The organism is Cupriavidus sp. 94F1 (assembly GCF_057798875.1).
On sequence record NZ_JBYOJT010000005.1, the window covers coordinates 350,834 to 371,808 of the forward strand.

Here is a 20,975-nt window from a genome sequence, read left to right on the forward strand (position 1 = left end):
GTTTATACAGTATCAGGGCCGGCGCAAGGGGTACGCTATTCAAGTGCCTGAATCGACGCTTACGAAGTGATTTTTGCGTCCTTGCCACACTTCCGGGTGGACGATTGCAAACAAGTGTCAAGTGTCATTGTGAAGTGTCAGGCAGTGCGGAAAAATGCGCGGCATGAAAAGGAATACGCGCGAATGCGTGCATCTGCTGATCGAAGGTTTGCAGCGTCAGGGCCCGGTGCGCCGTGACGGGCTGGCCGACGCCTGCGGCCTGTCCGCCGAGGAGACCACGCGCGCCCTGAAGGCCGCGCGGCAGATGAGCGTGATCGACCATGTGCCCTACGGCCCCGGCACGCCGCCCGCCGCCGTCTTCTATCAGCTGACCGGACGCCAGTTGCCGCCGGCGCGCAAGAGCACGCGAACTCCGCCAGCCCCCGACGACCGCTTCCAGCCGCTGCTGGAAGCCTGGTGGAACAGCAACGAGCTGGACCGGGCCTGATGCAGGCACGCCGCCGGAGGACCGGCGGCGCCGCCACGACGGGGTGTCTCGACTACCTGGCCCGCCGGTAGCGCGCCTGCATGATCTGGACCCACTCGCCGTTGTCGGTCTGCATGAATGACGTCAGCGTGCGGTTGTCGTCGTCCTGAAACGCCATCACATCGCGATACTTCGCCATCTTGCCCGGCACCACGGTGCCATCCGGGCCGAACGCCGGACCATCGGCGCGCAGGGTCAGCGTGTTGCCGTCGGCTTCCAGGTCGCCCTCGTAGACCCACATGTGGGTCATCATCGAACCAATGAAGGTACCCACGAAGTGCCGGCGGGCGGGGTCGTAGCCCAGCGTCATGACCGTCACGGCCGGCCCGCAGCCGGGGAATTCGCCTTCGGAGCGGGTCTGCACCCAGGTGTCGCCAACCTTGCTGACCTGCTCGGGAATCTTCCACTTCTCGGCCGGGCCTTCGGGGCCCATCTGGGCTTCGCCTTCGGCTGTCCAGTTGCCTACCAGCCGGTGCAGCCAGCGGTGTTCCTTGGTGATTTCGACTTGCATGCTTAAGTCTCCGGTGGATAAGTTCAGATCGATATCGCCGTCTTGTGTACAGCGTACACAAATCCTAGGAGATGATCAGAACGATGTCCACATCGGTGTGGCAGCATGACAAAAACTTAATCTTGAGGCGCTCACATCACTTGGGGTGATGGAAGGCGCGTGAGACGGCGTTCAGCGTCGGTGTGGCCGCCCGAGTCGGGTGACCGCCCGCTGCCTGCCTATTACTGCGGCAGGCGAACCTTCGGCACGATGAACTGGTTGCCCGGCGCGCGCATCACGTCGCACTGGGCTTCGCCCTTGCGCGCCTCGCCGGCCTGGTTCACGAATTCGATGCTGCCCACCACGCTGTAGACATCCTCCGCCACGCGGCGCGAGGTGCCTTGCACCCACCGGAACTTGTCGGGGTTCGGCAGCCTGGCCTTGACAGCCTCCATGCAGGCCACTGGCGCCTCGGGCGCTTCCGGCCTGCCGCCACGCTGACCCATTTCGATATTGACCGGTGCATCGGCGGCGGCTGCCACCATCGGCAGTCCGATGGCCACGCAGGCCAGGGCCCGCACGAGCTTGCGGCGCAGGTGTGTTGTCACAGGTGTGTACTCCAGAACGAAAACGGCCGGCACGCGCGATGCATGCCGGCCGGTTGCCATTGTACTGCGGCGAAAATCCCTTACGTCTCTTACGCGCTCACGCCATTACACGGACATGTCGCGCGGTTCGGGCTTGCGGTCGTCGAACCAGCGGTACAGCGTGGGCACCATCACCAGCGTCAGCAGCGTCGACGTAATCAGCCCGCCGATCACCACCACGGCCAGCGGCCGCTGCACCTCCGAGCCCGGGCCGTCCGAGAACAGGAACGGCACCAGGCCCAGCATGGCAATGGTGGCGGTCATCATCACCGGCCGGAATCGCTGGGTGGCGCCGCGCACCACGGCATTGCGCAGCGACATGCCCGACTCGCGGAGCGTGCGGATGTACGACACCAGCACCACCCCGTTCAGCACCGCCATGCCCCACAGCGCGATAAAGCCCACCGAGGCCGGCACAGACAGGTATTCGCCGGTGACGAACAGCCCGATGATGCCGCCGATCGATGCAAACGGCAGCACCGTGATGATCAGCGTGGCAAAACGCAGCGAGTTGAACAGCAGGAACAGCAGGAAGAAGATCGCTGCAATGGTGATCGGCACGATCAGCTTCAGGTGGCCCATGGCGCGCTCCATGTTCTGGAACTGGCCGCCCCACTCGTAGTAGTAGCCCTCCGGCAGCTTGACCCTGGCCTCCGTGGCGGACTGCAGTTCGGCCACGAAGCCACCCAGGTCGCGGTCCTTCACGTTGATCATCACCACCACGCGGCGCTTGGCCATTTCGCGGCTGATCTGCGCCGGGCCATCGCTGACCTCGATCTTCGCCACGCTCTGCAGCGGCACCTGCACGCCATCGGGCGCCTGCACCAGCAACTGGCGGATGGCCTGCACGTTGCCGCGGAACTCCTCCGGCAGGCGTACCACCGCCGCAAAGCGGCGCTCGCCCTCGAAGATGTCCGTGGCGCGCTTGCCGCCGATGGCGATCTCGATGATGTCGTGGATGTCCGACACGTTCAGCCCGTAGCGCGCAATCGCCTGGCGATCGATTTCGATCGACAGGTACTGCTGGCCCGAAATCCGCTCGATACGCACATCCTCCGCACCCTTGATGCCGCCCGCCACGCGCGCGATCTCGCCGGCCAGGCCGCGAAGGCGGTCGAGATCATCGCCAAAGATCTTCACGGCGATATCGGAACGCACGCCGCTGACCATCTCGTCCACGCGGTCCGAGATCGGCTGCGCCATCACGATCTGCACGCCTGGTATGGCCTTGAGCTTTTCGCGGATGGCGTTGGCGATGTCGTCCTGCGTCCAGCCCTCCGGCCACTCGTCGCGGTCCTTGAGGCTGGCGATCGGCGTCGACTCGTTCTGGCCCTGCGGATCGGCCGGGCTTTCGCCACGGCCCACGCCGGACACCACCGACTTCACGCCCGGCACCTCCAGCACCAGCTTGTTGGCCTGCCGTTCCAGCTTGATCGACTCTTCGAGCGAGATGTTCGGCACGCGGTCCAGCGCGGGCACGATCGACCCTTCCTTCATTTCCGGAATGAACGACGTCCCGAGCATCGGCACGATCATCACCGTGGCCACGAACAGGCCCACCGCCGACAGCACTGTCTTCCTGCTGTTGAGCAGCGCCCAGTGCAGCATGCGCAGGTAGTGCCGCTTCATGAACGCGATCACGCGCGTGTCATGCTCGGCACCGCCCTTGAGCAGGTACGACGACAGCACCGGCGACAGCGTCAGCGACAGGAACAGCGAGATGGCCAGCGCAATCGAGATCGTGATGGCCAGCGGCGCAAACATCTTGCCTTCCATGCCCTGCAGCGTCATCAGCGGCAGGAACACCAGGATGATGATGCCCACACCGACGATCACCGGCGTGGCCACTTCCTGCACCGCCTTGACCAGGATCTGGTTGCGGGTCAGCCCCGACTTGTCCGCATGGCCCAGCCGCTCGAACGCGTTCTCGACGACCACCACCGAGCCATCCACCATCAGGCCGATGGCGATGGCCAGCCCTCCCAGCGACATCAGGTTGGCCGACAGCCCGATCCGGTTCATCACCATGAACGTCAGCAACGGCGTCAGCACCAGCGTGGCCAGCACGATGACCGACGAGCGCACGTCCCCCAGGAACAGGAACAGCACGATCACCACCAGCACCACGCCTTCGAGCAGCACCTTGGTGACCGTCCACAGCGCGGCGTCCACCAGTTCGCTGCGGTCGTAGTACGGCACGATCTGCAGGCCACCGGGGATCATGCCCTTCTCGTTGATCTCCGCCACACGCGCCTTGACGCGGCTCACCACCTCCTTGGCGTTGCCGGCGCGCATCATCATCACGATGCCGCCCACGGCTTCGGTCTGGCCGTTCTTGACCACGGCCCCCTGCCGCACCTCGTGGCCGATCGTCACCTGCGCCACGTCGCGCAGGTAGACCGGCGTGCCGTTGATCTCCTTGAGCACGATGCTGCCGATATCGTCCACGCCCTTGGCCAGCCCCACGCCGCGAATCAGGTACTGCTCCGCGTAGTGCGGCAGTACGCCGCCGCCCGAGTTGGCGTTGTTGCGCGCCAGCGCCTGGTACACCTGCTGCAGGCTGACCTCGTAGTGCCGCATGCGCTCCGGGTTGACCAGTGCCTGGTACTGCCGCACGTAGCCGCCCTGCGAGTTGATTTCGGCCACGCCCGGGATCGATCGCAGCAGCGGGCGCACCACCCAGTCCTGCGCGATGCGGCGCTCGGCCAGCTCTTCCTGCGTCAGTTCGCGGTCACCGTCGTCGGGGCGGTCCAGCGTGTACTGGTAGACCTCGCCCAGCCCCGTGGACACCGGCCCCAGCACCGGCGTCACGCCTTCCGGCATGCGGCCGGACACCTCGATCAGCCGCTCCATGACGAGCTGCCGCGCGAAGTACACGTCGGTCTTGTCCGTGAACACGAGCGTGATCAGCGACAGGCCGGCCTTGTTCAGCGAGCGCATCTCTTCGAGTCCGGGCAGGCCCGTCATCGACATTTCGATGGGCACGGTGACAAAGCGCTCCACCTCCTCGGGCGAGCGGCCGGTGGCTTCGGTGGCGATCTGCACCTGGACGTTGGTCACGTCCGGGAAGGCATCGACCGACAGCTTGCCGGCCGCGCGCAGGCCAAAGAAGAACAGCACCACCGCCACCACACACACCACCAGCCGCTGCTTGATCGCGGCCTCCACAAGCGATGTCATCATGGCGGCTTACCCCTGTTCCAGGCGCTTGCGTTCGTTGTCGAGGTGGAACGCACCCTCCACGACCACGCGATCGCCCGCCTTGATACCGCTCTGCACCACGCGCATGCCGTCGCTTTCCGAACCCAGCTTCACCTTGGTCAGGCGATACTGGCCGGGCGCCATTTCCACGTAGACCTGCTCGTCGTTGCCGTCGCGCACCACCGCCGAACCGGGCACCACCAGCGTATCGACGGGCTTGCCCGCGATCAGCATGCTGGCCAGCATGGCCGGCTTCAGGCGCCCTTCCTTGTTCTCCAGCTCGGTACGGACCAACACCGTGCGCGATTGCGGATTCACGGTACGGCCCACGTAGATCAGCTTGCCCGTGATGCGGCCGTTGGTATTGGCCAGGGACGGCACCTCGATGTCGACGGCCTGGCCTTCGGCCACCTGGGCCGCCTGCTGCTCGGGCACCTCGGCCACCACCCAGACCCGCGACAGGTCGGCCACGGTGTACAGCGCGTCGGCCGGCTGCACCACCTGGCCCTGGGCCACGTTGCGCTCCACCACCGTGCCGCTGATGCTGGAAAACACCGGCGAATACGACTCGATGCTGCCGTTCTTCGCCAGCGTGGCAATGGCCTGCGCGGACATGCCCAGCACGCGCAGCTGGTCGCGATAGGCACGCATCTCCGCGGCGGCAATCGCGTATTCGCTCTGGCGGCGCTGCAGTTCGGCGCGGCCGATCACGTCGGCGTCGAACAGCTGCCGCGCACGCTCGGCATTGCGGGCCTGCAGGTCGTTCTGGGCCTCGGCCTTCAGGAAGGCCATCTGCGCGGCGCCAAGTTCGCTGCTGTGCAGGCGGGCCAGCACCTGGCCGGCCTTCACTTCATCGCCCAGGATGGCGTAGAGATCGGTCACACGGCCGGTGACGGTGGCGCCGATGCGCGACACACGCTGTTCGTCGAAGTCGATACGGCCCGCCACGCGCAGCATCTCGCTGAACGGGGACGATGCCACGGGTGCCACCTTGAGGGTCTTCTGCAGGTTGTCTTCGGCCTTGACGATGCCGGGCGGCAGCTTGGGCGCCTCGGCAACGGCTTCGGGTTCCTTGGAGCAGCCGGCCAGCGACATCACCATCACGACGGCGGCGGCAATGGAAAGCAGGGAATGAGAGGGACGCATGTTCAGTTCAGATTCTGGGAGACGGGCCGGGAGGGCACGATGGCAGCGGCGCCGGGCGTGGCCGACATGAGCTTTTCGATCTGGATGGCGGCGATCTGCAGTTCGTACTGCGCGTTGATCAGTTCGCTGCGCGCATTGCGCAGCACGCGCTGGGCGTCGAGATAGTCGAGAATGCCGCGCTCGCCAAAGCGGTAGGCGGCTTCCGCCACGCCCAGCGCCGATTCGGCTTCGCGCACGATCCCCGATTCCAGCGCGGTGACCTGCGCCTGCGTGATCTCGTACTGCTGGTAGGCGGTGTCCAGCTCCTGCGTGAGTTCGAACTCGCGCGCCTCCAGCGCGGTACGCGCCTGCGTGGCCTGTGCCGTGGCTTCGCCCACCGGGCCGCTGCGGCGGTCCCACAACGGAATCGTCATCACCAGGCCGATCTGCGAGACGTTGTTGTCCGGCTGGCGATCGGTACTGGCGCGCAGCGACACCTCGGGCCAGCGCAGCGAACGCTGGTAGTCCACGCCCAGGCGGGCGCGTTCCAGTTCGCTGCGGCGCTGGTTCAGTTCGGCGTTGTTGGCCTGCATGCTGTCGCGCAGCACGGCCAGGTTCGGCACGTCGGGCGTATTGGCCAGGCTGCCCACCAGCCCAAAGCGCACCGGCATGGCGCCGCCCACCTGCTGACGCAGCGTGGCCTTGGACTGATCGACGCGCAGTTCGGCCGTCTGCAGCGTCTTCTGCGCCGCCAGCAGTTCGGTATCGGCCTTGATCAGCTCGTAGCGTGGCGCTTCGCCCACATCCACGCGCACCTTGGCGCGCTCCTGGATCTGGCGCATCAGGTTCAGGTCCTCACGCGCGGCGGCCAGTTCGGTCTCGCGCCGCAGCACCTGGAAGTACGCCGTCTTGACCCGCGCGGCCAGCTCGGCACGGAAGGTCTGGCGCTGGGCCTCGGATGCCTCAAGCCCACGGCCGGCCATCTGCTGGCGCAGGTTGCGCTGATTCGGATAGTCGAACTTCTGGACCACGGCGTACGACGGCGCGTTGCCGCTGGCCACGCCGGGCTGCTTGCCGGACAGCCGCCCGTACATCACTTCCACCTGCGGGTTCGGATACGCGCGGGCGCTGCTGATGGCGGCAGTCGCAGCATCCACATTGGCCTGCGCGGCCTCCGCGCCCTTGTTGGTCGATTGCGCGAGTTCCAGCAACTGCGGCAATCCGAAGGATTCCGCCTCGGGCGTGGTGGCACGCGGCATGGCCTTGGCCGCCAGCTTCATGCCAGGCGCCGTGGTGCCGGTGGCCGGTGTCGCAGCGGGCAACTGGCCAGCGCCGGCCTGCGTCCCGGTATGGGCCATTTTCGCGGGTGCGTTGGCGGGCGCGGGGGCTGGCACGGGCTGAACGGCCCAGGCCGGCGCCGCCACGAACGACAGCGACGCGACCCAGGTCAACGATTTCTTGGTCTTCATGTCGGAATGGTTCAAACGGTACGGCTTGCCCGGCCACCCACTGCAGGCGCGCCGCGTGCCGGCCGGCATCGGGACGCCGGGGGCAAACGGCAAACGCTTTCAGCCGCGACGCAGGGCGGTCGCGGGCATCAGGGGGCGCAAGGGCAAGGACGAGCGCACCGTCCGGGCATCAGCCGGAACGGTGGCCGGGAGACTCAGGCGAGGAGATTGGGCGGCCGGAACAGGCCTTCGGATTCGAACGTGGTACGCGCGGTGGGCGCCTGGAAGCGGTCGCTCACGGATTCGGCGGGTTCGAAATTGGGGAGGACAAAGAGGGCGCTGGTTTCGTCGACCGCATCGAACAGATCGAGCGGGTCGAGCAGGTCAGCCGACCAGATATTGCAGTAGCCCGGCGGCGGGCCATCATCGACGACCTCGTCGTCGGCACCGAAGTCGGGGTCGCCCGGCAGCACCAGCTGGGCCAGGTCGTCGCCGGTTGCCAGTGATGCATAGTCGGGCACCTCGGCCTGTGCCGCACTGACCGCCTGGATCGCTGGCTCGACTTGCGGCGCAGCCGCGCGCACGTTCGCCGCTGCCGAATAGGACAGCGCGGACAGGCACATGGCAGTCAGCAGGAAGAGAACGAAACGTAGCAAGATGGGGGCGCGATTGCAGACATTGGGCAGACAATGCCGACGACATTGCTGCGGCACAGCATTGTAACCGAACGCAACAATTGACTAGTAAAACCGCTATGAGTTCCTTTGGAACGCGTCCGGGTGCCCCCGTCCTGCATGGCTGTATATATCAGGCGGCCCTGGCGGACAGCGCGGGATAGTCGGTCAGCCCCTGTGCCCCGCCGCCGAACAGCGTGTTGCGGTCGTGCGGGTTCAGCGCGGCCCCGGTGCGCAGGCGCTCGGGCAGATCGGGATTGGCCACGAACGGACGGCCGAAGGCGATCAGGTCGGCCCAGCCTTCGCGCAGCGCGGCATTGGCGCGCTCGGCGGTGTACTTGCCGGCGTAGATCAGCGCGCCCGGGAATACCTCGCGCAGGCGCTGCTTGAACGCCAGCGGCATATGCGGGGCATCGTCCCAGTCGGCCTCGGCAATGTGGATATAGCCCACGCCCAGTTCTCCCAGCCGCTTCGCCGCCGCCGTATAGGTGGTTTCCGGGTCCGCATCGACGCAGCCGTTCAGCGTGGTCAGCGGCGCCAGGCGGATGCCGACCCGGTCCTTGCCGCCCGTGCCCTCGATCAGCGCCTGGGCCACCTCGCCCAGGAAGCGCAGGCGGTTGTCCAGCGATCCGCCGTATTCGTCGGTGCGGTGGTTGGCCCCGGAGTCGATGAACTGGTTGACCAGGTATCCATTGGCGGCGTGCAGCTCCACGCCGTCGAAACCGGCCGCCATCGCATTGCGCGCGGCCTGGCGGTATTCGTCGACGATGGCGTGGATCTCGTCCACGGTCAGCGCACGCGGCTGCGATGCCTGCACGAAGCCCGGCGTGCCGTCGCGCTCGGCCACGAAGACGTTGACGCCCTGTGCCTGGATCGCCGACGACGAGACCGGAGACTGGCCGTCCAGCAGGCTGATATGGCTGAGCCGGCCCACGTGCCAGAGTTGCGCGAAGATGCGGCCGCCGGCGGCATGCACGGCGTGCGTGACCTTGCGCCAGCCGGCCACCTGCTCGGGCGTATGGATGCCAGGCGTCCACGCATAGCCCTTGCCCAGCGGCGAAATCCACGTGCCTTCGCTGACGATCAGGCCGGCGCCGGCGCGCTGGGCGTAGTACTCCGCCATCAGCGCGTTGGGCACATCGCCGGGCTGGCTGGCGCGCGAACGCGTCATTGGCGGCATGACGATGCGGTTGGGCAGGGTCAGGCCGCCCAGCGCCAGGGGCTGGAACAGCGGTGCTTGCGAAATGGTATCGATCGAAGGATGGGTCATCGGGAAACTCCTGTGTGGATCGATCGGATCAGTCCCACGCCGGCGCCAGGGCCGCGGGGCTGACCTCGCGGCCGTTGCGCTCCAGCGCGGCGATGGCCGCCATGTCGTCGGCATCGAGCTTCAGGTCGCGCGCCAGCAGGTTGCTGGCCAGGTTCTCGCGCTTCGTCGACGACGGAATCACCGCGTAGCCAAGCTGCAGCGCCCAGGCCAGCGCCACCTGCGCCACCGTGGCGTGGTGCTTCGCGGCGATGCGCGCCAGCACCGGGTCCTTCAGCACCTTGCCGTAGGCCAGCGTCATGTACGACGTCACGGCAACGCCCTGTTCCTTCAGGTATGCGGTGAGCTTGCGGTTCTGCAGGTACGGGCTCAGTTCGATCTGGTTGGTCGCGATCTCGCCCCGGCCCACCACGTCGATGGCCTGCTGCGTCAGCGCGATATTGAAGTTCGACACGCCAATCTGGCGCGTCAGGCCGCGCGCCTTGGCCTCGGCCAGCGCGCCCATGAACTCGGGCAGCGACACGCCATTGCCCGGCGCCGGCCAGTGGATCAGCGTCAGGTCCACGTAGTCGGTGCGCAGCTTGTCCAGGCTCTCGCGCAGGCTCGGCACGAGCTTGTCGGCGGCGTAGTTCTCGGTCCAGATCTTGGTGGTCACGAACAGCGCGTCGCGCTTGACGCCGCTTTCGTCGATGGCCTGGCCCACGTCGGCCTCGTTGCCATAGATCTGCGCGGTATCGACCGCCCGGTAGCCCAGATCCAGCGCGTTACGCACCGAATCCACGGCGGCCTGGCCGGTCAGACGGAACGTGCCAACACCAAAAGACGGGATGCTCATCGGGTAACTCCTGTGAAATTGCGGATTCGGTCCAGCTGGAATGACCGCAGTATGCCGAAGTTACCTTTGCTGATTAAGCTGCGTATTGGCGAATTAATGTTGATCTGAAATCAACAATGGACCGCGTCAGTCGTCCATCTCCTGCAGCAGGCGCCACTGGATCTTCCCCGTACCGGACTTGGGCAAAGCCTCCACGAAGCGGACGATGCGCGGCGCCTTGTAGGTCGCCATGTGCTCTCGGCACCACGCGATGATCGACGCCTCGTCGGTGCCGGGCGCCCCATGCTGCCCCGGCTTGAGCACCACCACGGCCTTTACCGTTTCGCCCCGGCGGGCATCCCGGGCGGCCACCACGCAGGCCTCGTGGATGGCCGGATGGCCGTACAGCAGGCTTTCCACCTCCGCGGGCCATACCTTGTAGCCGTTGGCGTTGATCATGCGCTTGAGCCGGTCGCGCATGAAGAAGTAGCCCTCGTCGTCCACGTAGCCCAGGTCGCCCGTGCGCAGGAAGCGCTTGCCGTCGATGTCGATGAAGGTTTCGGCGTCGGCCTCGGCATTGCGCCAGTAGCCGGCCATGATCTGTCCGCCGTGCAGCACGATCTCGCCGGTTTCGCCGGGCGGCAGCTCGGTAAGCGTGGCCGGGTCCACCACGCGGGCATCCACGCCAAACGTGGCCACGCCCAGGCACTCGCGCTTGGCGCGATGGCGCGGATTCGACAGGATGAACGCCGCCGTCTCGGTCATGCCATACGCTTCCACATAGGGCAGCCCGAAGCGCGTTTGCAGCGTGGTGGCAACCGCTTCGGGCATGGCCGCGCCACCGCCGCCCAGAAACGCCAGGCTGGACAGGTCGCGGGCATCGATGCCGGGCTGCGCAAAGAAGTCCACCAGCATCGCCGGGGGTGCATTCCAGTTGGTGACCCCGAAACGCTCGATCAGCGCCGCCGCCAGCGCCGCATCCCAGCGCGGCATCAGCACGATGGTCGCGCCCAGGTACAGCGGTGCGTGCATGCCGTTCTGCAGGCCCAGCATGTGGAACAGCGGCGCCACGGCCAGGAACACGCTCTCGGGCCCGTTCGCGCGCCAGACCTGCGAACCGGCCGCCGCGCACATCAGCGAGCGATGCGTGTGCATGCATCCCTTCGGCCGTCCGGTGGTGCCCGATGTGTAGGCCAGCAGCGCCAGGGTTTCCGGGCCGGCTTGGTGCGGCCACGGCACGCGCTGCGCCGCCATCGCCGCCAGCCACGTCGTGGCCGGCCCGGCCATGCCGGACGCCGGCGGCGGGTTGCGATCCCGTACCCACCCGGGCACCGGCAGGCCGCCGTCGTCGGCCAGCGCATCGGCATAGGCAAAGGTGATGACGCGCTCGATGGCCTGCCCGTGCAGCGGCGCCACCTGCGCATAGAGGTCTTCGGCAACGATCGCCACGCGTGCGCCGCTGTCGGCCGCCACATGTTCGATCTCGCCCGTCAGCCACATCGGGTTGGCCGGCACCAGCACGGCCTCGGCCCGCAGAATTGCGTAACTGGCAATGATGTATTGCGGGCAGTTCTGCGCGCACAGCATCACGCGGTCGCCGGGCTGGACGCCGCAGTCGTGCTGCAGGTAGCCGGCCAGCCGCTCGATCTCTTGCAGCAGCTGCGTGTACGGAATGGCGGTGCCAAAGTACTGGATGGCCGTCTTGCCGGGATAGCGGCGCGCCGCGTGTTCGACGTTGTAGACCAGGCTGGTGGCCGGTACGTGGATCGTGCGCGGTAGCCCTGACGGCCAGTGCGCAGCGCGGCAGGCGGTCGATGCGGGCACCATGGATGGGAGGGTCATCGTGGGAGTCTGGAAGTCATCGGGTAGGCATGCCGCCCAACGATAGTACGGGGCGCCGCCTTCTCGTATTTGCGATTTGCGAATCGGGCCTTCGCCTGCCGCAAACCGGGGCGGCCCCGGGTATCCATGCGCGCAAAACCCATGTAACAATCGCGGCCACAAGAACATCGATCCAGGAGACCCTCCGCCATGCAGCCCAGCCCGCCGGGTGCGCGGCGGCACGACGCCGACGGCACCGCGAGGCCACAGGCGATGCCGACGATGCCGACGATTGTTGCGTCGAAACTGGTGCCACCGGCCTGTGCCGATTCCCATCTGGCACGTCCGCATCTGGTCGACAGCATGCTGGCCGCCCACAGCGCGCGGCTGGTGCTGATCCGTGCGCCGGCCGGCTTCGGCAAGACCACGCTGATGCAGCAGTACGTGGCCGCACGGCAGTCGCTGGGGCACACCACGGCGTGGATGCGGCTGGATGCCGCCGACAACGACCTGCCGCGCTTCCTGGGGCACCTTGGCGCGGGGCTCCGCGCACTCGCGCCCGACACGCCGCAGGCATCGGCCTCCGCCGAACGGCTGGCGGCCAGCGTGATTGCCGCCGTGGCCTCGCAGAAGGCACCGTTCGCGATCCTGCTCGACGACTTCGAAACGATCCAGAGCGAATCCGTGCTGAACTTCGTGCAGCTGCTGCTGGAGTCGCTGCCGCCCGTCGGCACGCTGGTGGTGGCCTCGCGCACCATGCCTGCGCTCGGCCTGGGCCGCCTCCGCGCCCGAGGCAACCTGCTGGAACTCCAGCCTGGCGCACTGCGCTTCACCCTGCCCGAAGCCACGGTGTTCATCCGCGACAAATGCGGCCTGCCGCTCGGCGATGCGGAGATATCCAGGCTGCACCGCTATACCGAGGGCTGGGCGACCGCCATCTTCCTCGCCACGCTGTCGCTGCGCCAGCGCACCGAATACGGCCGCTTTGTCTCGTCGTTTTCGGGCTCGAACACCGAGCTGGCCGAGTATCTCGCCGAGGACATCCTCGGCGGGCAGACCGACGCGGTGCGCAGCTTCCTGCTCGAAACCAGCATCCTGTCGCAACTGTCGGCACCGCTGTGCGATGCCATCCTGGGCCGCACCGATAGCCAGGCCATGCTGGCCACGCTCGAGCGCAACAACCTGTTCCTGTTCCCGCTCAACGGCGAGCACGACGAGTACCGCTACCACAGCCTGTTCGCCAGCTTCCTGCAGCATCGGCTGCACGCCCTCGACCCGGCACGCGAAACCGCGCTGCACGCGGCGGCAGCGCGCTGGTATCTGGCGGCCGACCGGCCCGTCCCTGCCATCGACCATCTGCTGCGCGCGGGCCTGCACCACGAAGCCATCGCACTGATGGCACAGCACGCCGACGCCCTGCTCAACAACGGGCGCGTCAGGCTGCTGTCCCGGTGGTTCGATCTGGTCCGCGACAAGCTGCGTACCGCCGACCCGCGCGTACGTATCAGCGCCGCGTGGACCCTGCTGCTGAACCGCCGCTTCGACGAAGCCATGGCCACGGTGCAGCAGATTGCAGACGACACGATGGCCGACGCGGCACGCGAGGCGGTGCAGCTGCAGGCCGAAACGCTACGCTGCGTGCTGTTCGCGATGACGGACCAGATCGATGCCTGCCGCCGCACCGGGCTGCCGCTGCTCGACCGCCTGCCACCCAACGACTCGTTCCAGTACTGGATGCTGGCCAATTCGGTCGCGTATGGCCTGGTGTCGGGGCGCCGGCACGACGAAGCGCGCCAGGTGCTGGCCCATGCCGGCGCCAGCGGTCGGCTCGGGGCGGCGCCCGGTGCCGCATTGCTGCGCAGCGTGGCCGACTGCCTGGAGAGCATCATCGACCTGATCCACGGCAGGCTGGGACGTTCGATGGCCCGGCTGCGCACGGCACAGCAGGCGTGGCATGAGCGTCCGGACGCGGTCACCGGCGGCCGCGCCGCGGCGGGCGTGATCCTGGGGCTGCTGCTCTATGAATCGGACCAGATCGATGAAGCGGCGCGCTTTGTCAACGACACGCTGCCGTTTGCCAAGATGACCGGCCCGGTCGATTCGATGACGACCTGCCATATCCTCAGCGCCCGGATTGCGCTGGCGCGCGGCGATCGCGACCTCTGGCACCGCCGCTTGCACGAACTCGATGAACTGGGCCGCCAGGTGCAATCGCAGCGGGCGATCTGCTCGGCGTGGCTCGAGCGCGCGCGTGTGGCCACGCTCGACGGCGCACTCGATGCCGCCGCCCAGTCGCTCGATGCCGCGCAGGCGCACGGCGCATGGGAAGCCCTCGACGACGCCGGCTACGGCAATGAGGTGGATACCCCGACGATAGCGCGCTGGCGGCTCGACATTGCCCGCGGCGGCAGTCGCGCGGTGTGCGATGCACTGGCTGCCGCCATCGCCGCGGCTGCCGCACAGCAGCGCCACTGGCGCCTGCTCAAGCTGCGGTTGCTGCTTGCGATGGCGCTCGATTCGGTGGGCGAGGCACGGGCCGCCTTCGACGCGCTGACCGCCGCACTGCGCGTGGCCAGCCACGAGGGACTGATCCGCACCTTCGTCGACGAAGGCGACCGGCTGGCCGGCCTGCTGCAGCGGTGGATGACCGCGCAACGCGGTGGCACGGTGTCCGGCGTGGCCGCGACGTTCGTGCCGGCGCTGCTGGCGCGCATGGGCATGTCGGAAAACACTGGCACGGCCGCCCCGTCGCCATTCCAGAGCCCGCCCGCACCGGACGCGGGCCTCGACGCGCTGACGGCCCGCGAACTCGACGTCGTGCGGATGCTGTCGCTGGGCCACCGCAATCGCGCGATTGCCGAAAAGCTCTTCGTCTCCGAACTGACCGTGAAATCGCACCTGCGCCGCATCAGCGCCAAGCTTGGCGCGCAAAGCCGTACCGAAGTGGTGGCAATTGCGCGCGCGAGGGGGTTGCTGGATTGACTCGCTGAATCGCTCCCCTCTCCGCAGGCGGGAGAGGGGAGGAAAGCCCCGTCCGCCTACAACGTCCGCGCGATCAGTTCCTTCATGATCTCGTTCGACCCGCCGTAGATCTTGCCCACGCGCGCGTTGACGTAGAGCCGGGCGATCGGATACTCGGCCATGTAGCCGTAGCCGCCGTGCAACTGCAGGCATTCGTCGATGATTTCGCAGCTCTTCTGGGTGCACCACCACTTCGCCATGGCCGCGGTCTCGGCGGCCAGTTCGCCGCGCAGCACCTTGCCCATGCAGTCATCGACAAAGGCACGCGCCACGGTGGCGTGTGTCTTGCATTCGGCCAGCTTGAAGCGCGTGTTCTGCATCTCCAGCAACGGCGCGCCGAAGACCTGCCGGTCGCGCACGTACGCCACAGTCGTCTCCAGCGCACGCTCCATCGACCCCAGCGCGCCCAGCGCGATCACCATGCGTTCCTGCGGCAACTGCTGCATCAGCTGGTAGAAACCCCGCCCTTCCTCGTCGCCAAGCAGGTTTTCGCGGGGCACGCGCACGTTGTCGAAGAACAGCTCGGCGGTGTCCTGCCCCTTCTGCCCGATCTTCTCCAGCACGCGGCCGCGCCGGAAGCCCTCCAGCCCGGCCGTCTCCACCACCACGATCGACACGCCCTTCGCGCCCTTGTCCGGGTCCGTCTTGACCACCACCAGGACCAGGTCGGCCAGCAGGCCGTTCGAGATAAAGGTCTTAGAGCCGTTGATGACATAGTGCGCGCCGTCGTGCACCGCGCGCGTCTTGACGCTCTTCAGGTCCGATCCGGCGCCGGGCTCCGACATCGCAATCGCGCCGACCATCTCGCCGGTGGCCATCTTCGGCAGCCACCGCTGTTTCTGCGCCTCGGAGCCATAGCGCAGGATGTAGTGCGCCACGATGGCGCTGTGCACGTTGGTACCCAGGCTGGTCGCCATGGCGCGCGCCTGCTCGTAGGCGATGATCGCTTCATGCGCGAACGACCCGCCCCCGCCTCCATAGGCTTCGGGGATGCTGGCGCAGAGCATGCCGACCTCGCCGGCCTTGCGCCAGGTTTCGCGGTCCACATGCTGCTGCTTCCCCCAGCGTTCCTCGTGCGGCACGAGTTCGCGCTCGATGAACTTGCGGATCGCGTCCTGGAATATCGACAGGTCCTCCGTCATCCACGGGCTCTGGCTTGTCGGCATGGCTGTGCTCCTTTGCGTAGCGCGCGGTTCAGGGACGTCCGCCGCCCACCACCAGCACCTGGCCGCTGATGTAGTTCGACTCCGGAATGCACAGCAGGTAGACCGCCCCGGCGGCCTCGGCCGGCGTGCCACCGCGCCCCACCGGAATCATGGCCTCGACGTTCTTCATCAACTGCGCATTGACGCCCACCTTGATCTCCTTGCCGGCGATGTCGATGGTCGAGTTGTTGCCGTCTCCGGCCACGGCTTCGGTCAGGCGCGTCTTGATCAGTCCGAAGGCCACGCTGTTGACGTTGACCTTGTAGCGGCCCCACTCCTTGGCCAGCGCGCGCGTCAGCCCGTTGATGGCGGCCTTGGCGGCCGAGTAGTTCGCCTGGCCCGCATTGCCCATCACGCCCGACACCGAAGAGATATTGACCACCTTGCGGAAGATCTCCTGACCGGCCTCGGCCTCCGCCTTGGCGGTCTCCTTGAAATGGTCCGCCGCCGCGCGCAGGATGCGGAACGGTGCCGTCACGTGCACGTCCATGATCGACGACCATTGTTCGTCGGTCATCTTCTGGATCACGTTGTCCCACGTATAGCCGGCGTTGTTGACGATGATGTCGAGCGCGCCGAACGACTGCAGCGCCGTCTGTACGAACCGCTGGCCGAAGTCCGCCTCGGTGACGCTGCCCGTGCAGGCCACGGCCCGCCCGCCTGCCGCCACGATCTCGCGCACCACGGCATTCGCCGGCTCGGCGTCCAGGTCGTTGACCACCACGGCGGCGCCCTCGCCGGCCAGCTTCAGCGCAATCTCGCGGCCAATACCACGGCCCGAACCCGATACGATGGCAACCTTGCCATTGAGCTTGCTCATTGTGTTGTCTCCCTTGATGTTCAGCGGCCGGGCGCGATCAGCGCCTCGCCCGTCAGTTTGATGTCGCCTTGCTGATTGCGCGTGGTGAGTGCGATGCGCACCGTCCCCGCCGCCTCGTCCTTCTCCGTGACCACGCCCGTGCACGAGACCGCATCGCCCACATGGGTGATGGCCGCGAAGCGCACCGAGAACTCGCGGATCGCCTGCTGTGGCGCCCAGTTGGTCAACAGGCGGCCAAGATAGGCCATCGACAGCATGCCGTGCGCAAACACATCGGGCATGCCGGCGCGCCTGGCGAAGTCGGTATCGACGTGGATCGGGTTGTGATCGCCAGATGCCCCGGCGTAGAGCGCCAGCGTGAGCCGGCTCAGCGGCTCGGCGGTGAACGGCGGCAGCGTGCTGCCCACCTCCAGTGCTTTGAATCGAACCGGATTCATGCGGCCTCCTGGCTGTTGCGCACCACGACCACGCTGCGCAGGTCCGCCACGGCGGCGCCGTCGGCATCGGTGACGCGCGTTTCGCGCACCACGAAGCCCAGGGCACCGCCCTTCTTCTCGTAGATGTCCGCGATGCGCGTCTCGAAGTGCAGCCGCTCGCCGGCGAACGCCATGCGGTGGTAGCGGAATGCCTGTTCGCCATGCAGGACGCGGCCAATATCAATGCCCAGCAGGTCCAGCGTGGCACGCGGGTTCGGCGCCTCCATTTCCAGGCAGAAGAGGAATGTCGGGGGCACCGGCAGCCCCGGATACCCTGCGGCTTTGGCGGCTTCGGCATCGGTGTAGCGGGCGTCCGCCTGGCCCGTGGCCTTGGCGAAGAAGCGCAGGCGTCCGGCTTCCACCTCGGCCACGTGGCGCGACACCACCGTGCCGATATGTTTCGTGTCCAGCATCGGGGGACTCCTTACTGACGCTCGTACAGCGTCACCACGCAGGCGCCGCCGAGGCCAAGGTTGTGCTGTAGCGCCAGACGCGCGCCCGCCACCTGCCGGTCCTGGGCCTGGCCACGCAGTTGCCACACCAGTTCGGCGCATTGCGCCAGGCCCGTTGCGCCAAGCGGATGCCCCTTTGACAGCAGGCCGCCGGATGGATTGGTCACCACGCGGCCGCCATAGGTGTTGTCGCCGTCGAGGATGAATTTCTCGGCGGTGCCTTCGGGCGTCAGGCCAAGCCCTTCATACGTGATCAGCTCGTTGGCGGTGAAGCAGTCGTGCAGCTCCACCACGTCGATGTCGGCGGGCGCCACGCTCGATGCCTCGTACACGGCCTGCGCGGCGGCCCGGGTCATGTCGTAGCCCACCACCTTGCGCATGTCGCCTTCGTCGAACGTGCTGTTGCGGTCGGTGGTCATCGACTGGGCGCGAATCGCCACGCGCGTATCCAGGCCGTGCCGCTTCGCGAAGTCTTCGGAGCACACGATGGCCGCCGCCGCGCCACAGGTGGGCGGGCAGCATTGCAGGCGCGTCAGCGGGTCGAACACGGTCGGCGACGCCATCACCTCTTCCAGCGTGACCGTATTGCGGAACACCGCGAACGGATTGCGCGCAGCGTGCTGGCGCGCCTTGACCGAGATGCGGCCGAACGTATCGGGCCGGATGTCGTATTCCTTGATGTAGTCGCGGCCTGCGCCGCCGAAGAACTGGGCGGCACGCGGCGCGGCCTCATCAAAACCCTGGATGGCCTGCATGGCATCGACAAAGCGGGCCATCGGCGACGGACGGTCGGTATAGGCGCCCTTCAAGGCACCGGGCACCATCTGCTCGAACCCCACCGCGATGGCACACTCGATGGCGCCGCTGGCCACCGCCTGGCGCGCCAGGAACAACGCCGTCGATCCGGTGGCGCAGTTGTTGTTGACGTTGATGACCGGGATGCCGGTCAGCCCCACGCCATAGATGGCGGCCTGGCCGGCCGTGGAGTCGCCGTACACATAGCCCACGTAGGCCTGCTCCACCAGCGCATAGTCGACGCGGGCATCGGCCAGCGCCGCGCGAGCCGCGTTGGCACCCATGACCGGGTAGTCATCGCTGGCACCGGCCTTGGTGAACGGAATCATGCCGACGCCTGCAACCAACACTTTCCTGCTCATGTTCGTTTCCTTGAAGATTGGGGAATTCGTGAAACCGGGGGAATCGGGGAAATCTGGGGAATCGGGTAAAGCGGTTCAGCTGACCTGGCGCGCCTGGCCGCGCCAGTACTGCTCGCGCAGATCGCGCTTGAGGATCTTTCCGGCGGCCGACAGCGGCAGCGCCGGCCGGAACTCGAAACTCTTGGGGCACTTGTAGCTGGCCAGCGCCGCGCGACAGTGCTCGCGCAACGCCACGTCGGTAGGCGACATTCCGGCGCGCGGCACCACCACCGCATGCACGGCCTCGCCCCAGCGTTCGTCGGGAATGCCGATCACCGCGCAGCTGGCCACTTCCGGATGCAGCGACAGCACGCTCTCCACTTCTGCCGAATAGACGTTCTCGCCGCCGGTGACGATCATGTCCTTGAGCCGGTCGACGATGAACAGGTAGCCGTCCTCGTCCATGTAGCCGCCATCGCCGGTGTAGAGCCAACCGTCGCGCAGCGCCTGCGCGGTCTCCTGCGGGCGGTTCCAGTAGCCGCGCGTGATATTGGCGCCGCGCACGATGATCTCGCCCACGCGATTACGCGGCAGCTCGTTGCCCTGCGGATCGACGATGCGCATCGTCACGCCGAAGCCGGCGCGCCCCGCCGAGCGATACAGGCCGCTGGCGCGGCCCGCCGGGCCATGGTTGTCGGGCGGATTGACGCTGATGACCGGCGACGCCTCGGTCATGCCATAGGCGTGATAGAACGCGATGTCCGGCATGGCCGCCAGCGCGCGGTCCAACACCCCGGCCGCAATCGGCGAGGCGCCGTAGTAGATGCGCTGCAGGCTCGACAGGTCGTGATCGCCAAAGGACGGATCGTCGAGCACGGCCTGCAGCATCGTCGGCACCATCATCAGTTCCTCGATGCGCTCTTGCTCGATGGTCTGCAGCACCGCCGCCGGGGCAAATCCCGGATGGATCACCTGCACGTCGCCGGCCACGATATGCCCGACGGCCCGCGCCATCGCAGCGGTGTGGAACAGCGGTGCCACATGCAGCGATACGAAGGTGCCGTGCCCGGTGCGAAACTCGGCCATGCGCGAGACCGCCGATGCCCACAGATTCAGGTGCGACTGCATCACGCCCTTGGGCTTGCCGGTGGTGCCGCCCGTGTACATGATCGTGGCCAGGTCCTCGCCGCCACGGAACACGTCGGCCACCGGCCCGGCCCCGGCGATCAGCGCCTCATAGTCGAGCATGCCGTCGGGCACTTCGCGCTCGCCGGCGTAGATCACGCGCGGCGGCCGCCTGGCCGTGGCCACGATGCCGGCCACCATCGGCACGAACTGGTCGTCGACGATCAGGATGCCGGTATCGCAATCGTCCAGCGAATACACGATCTCCGGCACGCTCCAGCGGATATTGACCGGATTCAGCACGCCGCCCCCCCACCACACCGCCAGCATGTATTCGATATAGCGGTCTGAGTTCAGTGCCAGCATGCCCGCGCGATCGTCGGGCGCCATGCCGAGGGCCCGCAGCGCACCGGCCAGCCGCGCCACGCGGTCATGCAATGCCCGGAACGTACGGGTGCGGCCGCCAAAGACGGTGGCACGGCTGTCCGGCGTCTGCTGCATGCAGCGATGCAGCCCCTGCGTCAGATACATGTGTCGCCTCCTTATGTGATGCGAACGCCAGGTGCATGGCCTGGCGGCGGATGTCATGTCCTGGGCACCGACTGTACGGACGCGCCGGCGCCGTGTCGTGCTCCGAAAGAACCAATTTGCATGCTGCGGTGCGATTGGTCCGAACGGACCAAGACAGCCCTCGCCCCCGATGAAAGAATCGGCCGGACTTCAACAG

At 67.1% G+C, this 20,975-nt stretch carries 17 protein-coding genes; 2 read left to right on the forward strand and 15 right to left on the reverse strand.

From position 1 onward, the window contains the following. Nucleotides 1-163: 163 nt before the first annotated feature. Nucleotides 164-487 (forward strand): hypothetical protein, encoded by a 324-nt coding sequence (locus tag AC3FJ6_RS15205; protein WP_400392838.1) that lies wholly within the window; start codon nt 164-166, stop codon nt 485-487. A 52-nt stretch (nt 488-539) separates the two neighbouring features. On the opposite strand, the gene AC3FJ6_RS15210 is transcribed toward AC3FJ6_RS15205, so the two are convergent. The 9 genes from AC3FJ6_RS15210 to AC3FJ6_RS15250 form a co-directional block, all read right to left on the reverse strand. Then, the gene (locus AC3FJ6_RS15210) at nt 540-1,037 is read right to left on the reverse strand and encodes a DUF1579 domain-containing protein (RefSeq protein ID WP_488772668.1); all 498 of its coding nucleotides are present in this window, start codon (nt 1,035-1,037) and stop codon (nt 540-542) included. A 221-nt stretch (nt 1,038-1,258) separates the two neighbouring features. Further along, entirely contained in the window at nt 1,259-1,624 is a 366-nt protein-coding gene (locus AC3FJ6_RS15215; protein ID WP_488772669.1) for a DUF2880 domain-containing protein, read from the reverse strand. Between the two features lie 105 nt (nt 1,625-1,729). After that, nucleotides 1,730-4,846: an efflux RND transporter permease subunit gene (locus AC3FJ6_RS15220; protein ID WP_488772670.1), complete on the reverse strand. Its 3,117-nt coding sequence runs from the start codon at nt 4,844-4,846 to the stop codon at nt 1,730-1,732. A 6-nt stretch (nt 4,847-4,852) separates the two neighbouring features. Further along, nucleotides 4,853-6,010 carry an efflux RND transporter periplasmic adaptor subunit gene (locus tag AC3FJ6_RS15225; protein WP_488772672.1) on the reverse strand — a complete coding sequence of 386 codons (1,158 nt, stop codon included), beginning with the start codon at nt 6,008-6,010 and terminating at the stop codon, nt 4,853-4,855. A gap of 2 nt (nt 6,011-6,012) precedes the next feature. Further along, nucleotides 6,013-7,458 (reverse strand): TolC family protein, encoded by a 1,446-nt coding sequence (locus AC3FJ6_RS15230; protein ID WP_488772673.1) that lies wholly within the window; start codon nt 7,456-7,458, stop codon nt 6,013-6,015. 194 nt (nt 7,459-7,652) lie between these two features. Next, complete coding sequence (locus AC3FJ6_RS15235; protein ID WP_488772674.1) at nt 7,653-8,093, reverse strand: auxiliary protein of the heavy metal cation-transporting efflux system HmyCBA; 441 nt, start codon at nt 8,091-8,093, stop codon at nt 7,653-7,655. Between the two features lie 151 nt (nt 8,094-8,244). Next, entirely contained in the window at nt 8,245-9,357 is a 1,113-nt protein-coding gene (locus tag AC3FJ6_RS15240; RefSeq protein ID WP_488772833.1) for an alkene reductase, read from the reverse strand. A gap of 52 nt (nt 9,358-9,409) precedes the next feature. Beyond that, nucleotides 9,410-10,213 carry a 2,5-didehydrogluconate reductase DkgB gene (gene dkgB / locus AC3FJ6_RS15245; protein ID WP_488772676.1) on the reverse strand — a complete coding sequence of 268 codons (804 nt, stop codon included), beginning with the start codon at nt 10,211-10,213 and terminating at the stop codon, nt 9,410-9,412. A gap of 126 nt (nt 10,214-10,339) precedes the next feature. Beyond that, nucleotides 10,340-12,019, reverse strand: coding sequence for a long-chain fatty acid--CoA ligase (locus AC3FJ6_RS15250; RefSeq protein ID WP_488772834.1), 1,680 nt, complete (start codon nt 12,017-12,019; stop codon nt 10,340-10,342). Nucleotides 12,020-12,223: 204 nt separating this feature from the next. On the opposite strand from AC3FJ6_RS15250, the gene AC3FJ6_RS15255 reads away from it, so the two are divergent. Continuing rightward, nucleotides 12,224-14,995 (forward strand): winged helix-turn-helix domain-containing protein, encoded by a 2,772-nt coding sequence (locus AC3FJ6_RS15255; RefSeq protein ID WP_488772677.1) that lies wholly within the window; start codon nt 12,224-12,226, stop codon nt 14,993-14,995. A 56-nt stretch (nt 14,996-15,051) separates the two neighbouring features. Here AC3FJ6_RS15255 and AC3FJ6_RS15260 read toward each other — a convergent pair whose 3' ends face one another. The 6 genes from AC3FJ6_RS15260 to AC3FJ6_RS15285 all read right to left on the reverse strand — a co-directional run bounded on the left by AC3FJ6_RS15260 (nt 15,052) and on the right by AC3FJ6_RS15285 (nt 20,779). Next, nucleotides 15,052-16,200, reverse strand: a complete 1,149-nt coding sequence (locus AC3FJ6_RS15260) for an acyl-CoA dehydrogenase family protein (RefSeq protein ID WP_488772678.1) — start codon at nt 16,198-16,200, stop codon at nt 15,052-15,054. A 28-nt stretch (nt 16,201-16,228) separates the two neighbouring features. Next, a complete protein-coding gene (locus AC3FJ6_RS15265) occupies nt 16,229-17,059 on the reverse strand; it encodes an SDR family NAD(P)-dependent oxidoreductase (RefSeq protein ID WP_153949432.1) in 831 nt (276 codons plus the stop codon). A gap of 20 nt (nt 17,060-17,079) precedes the next feature. Continuing rightward, entirely contained in the window at nt 17,080-17,496 is a 417-nt protein-coding gene (locus AC3FJ6_RS15270) for a MaoC family dehydratase (protein WP_488772679.1), read from the reverse strand. Then, complete coding sequence (locus AC3FJ6_RS15275) at nt 17,493-17,948, reverse strand: MaoC family dehydratase N-terminal domain-containing protein (protein ID WP_488772680.1); 456 nt, start codon at nt 17,946-17,948, stop codon at nt 17,493-17,495. The genes AC3FJ6_RS15270 and AC3FJ6_RS15275 overlap by 4 nt, the downstream gene beginning before the upstream one ends. 11 nt (nt 17,949-17,959) lie before the next feature. Beyond that, nucleotides 17,960-19,144, reverse strand: coding sequence for a lipid-transfer protein (locus tag AC3FJ6_RS15280; RefSeq protein ID WP_488772681.1), 1,185 nt, complete (start codon nt 19,142-19,144; stop codon nt 17,960-17,962). Between the two features lie 75 nt (nt 19,145-19,219). Further along, a complete protein-coding gene (locus AC3FJ6_RS15285) occupies nt 19,220-20,779 on the reverse strand; it encodes a long-chain-fatty-acid--CoA ligase (protein ID WP_488772682.1) in 1,560 nt (519 codons plus the stop codon). Nucleotides 20,780-20,975: the final 196 nt, after the last annotated feature.